Raw genomic sequence first — 3,975 nt, 5'->3', positions numbered from 1 at the left:
TTGTTCCATGTGAGCGCGACACGGTCCTCACAGCTCTCAGTGGCATCAGCAGCAACAGCGAAAGACTGCTGTCGAAGCTCCGCAGAGGCACTGAGTTTTTCCAGCCATGCAGCGACCTGTTCACGGAATCCGGAGGTATTGCGTGCAGAGACGGTATCGGAAAGGCGGTCAAGGAACGCGGAGAATGCCCGGGAATTCTCCTCGGTGGAAAAAGAAGTCCATTGTGTAGAAACCTCCCGACGATCTGCTTCAGGAAACCAGGCTGCCACAGTTTCGGGAAGAGGGGGGATCTGAAAGTTCTGCCCCCCTTCAGTGATGACTCTGATATGGCGCGAATGTAAATTTTGCGGCAACATCTGGCGTAAAAACAGTCTGTTTTGGTCTGACAGGGAAATACGAAACTGAGGCCCGTTAAAATTTGGAACCGAAGTTTGCTGTATTAAGAATAGCAGAGTTTGATCTGATAAGGGGTTATTTGCAATCTCAATAGTTATATGAGGATCTAAACGAAAAAGATTTGTCGGGATTGTAGTTATTTGGTTGTTTTCAAAATAAAAAAATCTTCTCATGATAATATTTTCTTGGATGTTTGGTAAGTTGCTTAATCTATTGCTATATGCAAAAAGAAGTTGCAGTCTCCTAGGTAAAGGGGGCAGTTCAGTAAGATGGTTGTGCGCAACCTTAAGTATCTTAAGATTAGAAGGCAGAGATGGAAGAGTTTGCAGTTCGTTGTTCCTAACCTCAAGTTTTTTTAAATTCAAGGGTAATGAAGGCAGTGTGGATAACCTATTATACTCTGCGCTTAGTGATTTGATGGTGTCTGGTAATAACGGCAGATTCTCTAATTGATTTTCGGACACATCCAAAGTTATTAGATAATGTGGTAATGCAGATATATGTGTTAAGAAATTATCTCTTGCAATAAGTTCTTTAATATTTTCAGGTAAATCAGTAAGGATGGTTAATTTATTACAGCTCACATCAAGCTTTTTAATGCAAGCAGGGAGTACAGGTAACGAGGAAAGCGCCAAGGCTCGCAGGTCCAGTTTATGCCCCTTAGAGGTAAGACATGCACGAAGTCTTCTTACCGCCTCAGTACGCTGTTCTTCCGGTAACCCCTGTTTCTCCCAATCATCCCATTCGGACAAATAATGGTTGGGGGATGTAATTGTGCTGATATGTGGAAATAAACAGGATGAAATATTTCTGAGCATATTAATTTCTCGCATATGGATATGGAATTAGATTGTGAATAAATTGTATTTAATGTATCTCTCCTAATGAGGAGGGTGTTTCAGAATATTCGCCATAAGGGAATGAGTGTTATATCATGCTTTCTATCCTGGTAAGTATATTTGCTTTTTTTGTATATTTGGTTCATCTTTTTTTGATGTTTTACATATTCACAATGCAGAGGATTTATACCAGAAGACATTAGTCTTGAGTAAGATACTACAACATCTCCAACTATTTTAGCCAGCCTGACTACTTGACTTGGTAATATTTGTTGCTAATAATCATGTATAAAATAAGCTTATATACATAGTAACTTCAGCAAAGGATTTAGTAATGATCCAAATCATATATCAATGTACTGTTTTTTTCTTTAAAAAAACAGTACATTCTATTTTATAATGACTGTGTATTCCCATGGAAGGAGATCACCCAATTCTCCCCCCCGACTTTTGACGCAGTGTCTTGTTAACAGGGGGATTTACCATGCTTATTGGCTATGTACGCGTATCAACAAATGACCAGAACACCGATCTACGACGTAATGCGTTGAACTGTGCAGGATATGAGCTGATTGTTGAGCGAATGGGAGCTTGATTGGAAGTTGTTAGGGTATGGTGTTTACGGTCGTTGATATGGCGAACAAACGCGGGGAGCGTCACGCTCCCTAAATGGTCGCGAAAATATCTGTGGCATTGTCAAATTTGTGACGGTGATTAATATTTTAATGATATGCCATTCGAAATGGTGTGCTAACGTATTGATTTAATTGTGACGCGATGTTGTATTTTATCGCGTTTTGTTGTCTGTTTTTCATTCGCTTGATGTTGCTATTTACATGAAAAATAAAGAATTTATTGTTTTTGAGGTGTGTTTATGAAGCAAACAGTTTATATCGCCAGCCCTGAGAGCCAGCAAATTCACGTCTGGAACCTGAATCATGAAGGCGCACTGACGCTGACACAGGTTGTCGATGTGCCGGGGCAGGTGCAGCCGATGGTGGTCAGCCCGGACAAACGTTATCTCTATGTTGGTGTTCGCCCTGAGTTTCGCGTCCTGGCGTATCGTATTGCCCCGGACGATGGCGCACTGACCTTTGCCGCAGAGTCTGCGCTGCCGGGTAGTCCGACGCATATTTCCACCGATCACCAGGGGCAGTTTGTCTTTGTAGGTTCTTACAATGCGGGTAACGTGAGCGTAACGCGTCTGGAAGATGGCCTGCCAGTGGGCGTCGTCGATGTGGTCGAGGGGCTGGACGGTTGCCATTCCGCCAATATCTCACCGGACAACCGTACGCTGTGGGTTCCGGCATTAAAGCAGGATCGCATTTGCCTGTTTACGGTCAGCGATGATGGTCATCTGGTGGCGCAGGACCCTGCGGAAGTGACTACCATTGAAGGGGCCGGCCGCGTCATATGGTATTCCATCCAAACGAACAATATGCGTATTGCGTCAATGAGTTAAACAGCTCAGTGGATGTCTGGGAACTGAAAGATCCGCACGGTAATATCGAATGTGTCCAGACGCTGGATATGATGCCGGAAAACTTCTCCGACACCCGTTGGGCGGCTGATATTCATATCACCCCGGATGGTCGCCATTTATACGCCTGCGACCGTACCGCCAGCCTGATTACCGTTTTCAGCGTTTCGGAAGATGGCAGCGTGTTGAGTAAAGAAGGCTTCCAGCCAACGGAAACCCAGCCGCGCGGCTTCAATGTTGATCACAGCGGCAAGTATCTGATTGCCGCCGGGCAAAAATCTCACCTCATCTCGGTATACGAAATTGTTGGCGAGCAGGGACTACTGCATGAAAAAGGCCGTTATGCGGTCGGGCAGGGACCAATGTGGGTGGTGGTTAACGCACACTAACCGCTGATTTAACCGGCGCAGTCTCTCCTTCGCCGGTGTATTAACCTATCTCCTGTAACGCATGTCTCTGGCGTTCGACGATATTGGTCCACAAATTGTCTTTATCGTCAGTCCACAAATTAATCAGCAAGGCAAAAAAGCGTTCAGCTGCCGGAGAAAGCACGGCATCTTTGCGGCGAATAATCCCCAATGTCCGACGTATAACGGGTTCCACCAGTGGGATACCAATAATCGAAGAATAGGGCGCATGGGGCATTGCCAGACCAGGAAGCGCCGAAATCCCCAGTCCTGCCTCCACTAGTCCTAATGACGTCGAAAGATGATGCACTTCGTAAAACCAGTCCAGCTTCCAGGGCTTGTCGGCCAGCTGTTGTTCTATCAACAGTCGGTTGCCGCTGGAGGAGCGTACGCCAATCATTTTGCAACCCACTAACTCCTGCCATTCTACAAGCTGCTTTTTGGCCAATGGATGGTCACGCCGACAGGCCAGCACGAACGGCTCGTTGACCAGTGGGGTAAAATCAATGGATGAATTTGTGACGTTGTTCATGTTTATGCCAAAGTCTGATTCGTTACACAGCACCGATTCCATGCAATTATTCGTGCCTTGTTCCAGAATCCGCACTTTAATATTGGGATACAGCTCATTAAATTTACCGATTGCCAGCGGTAAAAAATAAAATACTGCGGTCGGGGTGATGCTGCCAACTTACTGATTTAGTGTATGATGGTGTTTTTGAGGTGCTCCAGTGGCTTCTGTTTCTATCAGCTGTCCCTCCTGTTCAGCTACTGACGGGGTGGTGCGTAACGGCAAAAGCACTGCCGGACATCAGCGCTATCTCTGCTCTCACTGCCGTAAAACATGGCAACT

The 3,975-nt window shown here is 45.5% G+C and carries 2 protein-coding genes and 3 pseudogenes; 3 read left to right on the top strand and 2 right to left on the bottom strand.

Going from position 1 to position 3,975, the window contains the following annotated elements; all coding sequences use genetic code 11:
- Nucleotides 1-1,229: T3SS effector E3 ubiquitin-protein ligase IpaHb (gene ipaHb / locus BGK49_RS10335; protein ID WP_069375738.1), on the bottom strand; the 1,229-nt coding region annotated here is incomplete at its 3' end.
- Between the two features lie 490 nt (nucleotides 1,230-1,719).
- On the opposite strand from ipaHb, the pseudogene BGK49_RS26345 reads away from it, so the two are divergent.
- Together BGK49_RS26345 and pgl are read left to right on the top strand one after the other, a co-directional pair.
- Nucleotides 1,720-1,815: pseudogene (locus tag BGK49_RS26345) on the top strand (DNA invertase); the annotation flags it as partial.
- 294 nt (nucleotides 1,816-2,109) lie between these two features.
- Nucleotides 2,110-3,104, top strand: a pseudogene (gene pgl, locus BGK49_RS10330) (6-phosphogluconolactonase).
- Between the two features lie 40 nt (nucleotides 3,105-3,144).
- On the opposite strand, the pseudogene BGK49_RS10325 reads toward pgl, so the two are convergent.
- Nucleotides 3,145-3,798 (bottom strand): annotated as a pseudogene (locus tag BGK49_RS10325) (LysR substrate-binding domain-containing protein); the annotation flags it as partial.
- A 55-nt stretch (nucleotides 3,799-3,853) separates the two neighbouring features.
- On the opposite strand from BGK49_RS10325, the gene BGK49_RS26335 reads away from it, so the two are divergent.
- A partial coding sequence (locus BGK49_RS26335; protein ID WP_001422013.1) for an IS1 family transposase occupies nucleotides 3,854-3,975 on the top strand: 122 nt, incomplete at its 3' end.

Source organism: Shigella sp. FC1544, assembly GCF_001722145.1.
Classification (GTDB): Bacteria; Pseudomonadota; Gammaproteobacteria; order Enterobacterales; family Enterobacteriaceae; genus Escherichia; species Escherichia coli.
The sequence above is the reverse complement of the archived record's forward strand: the minus strand, read 5'-3'. Positions and strand labels throughout refer to the sequence as shown.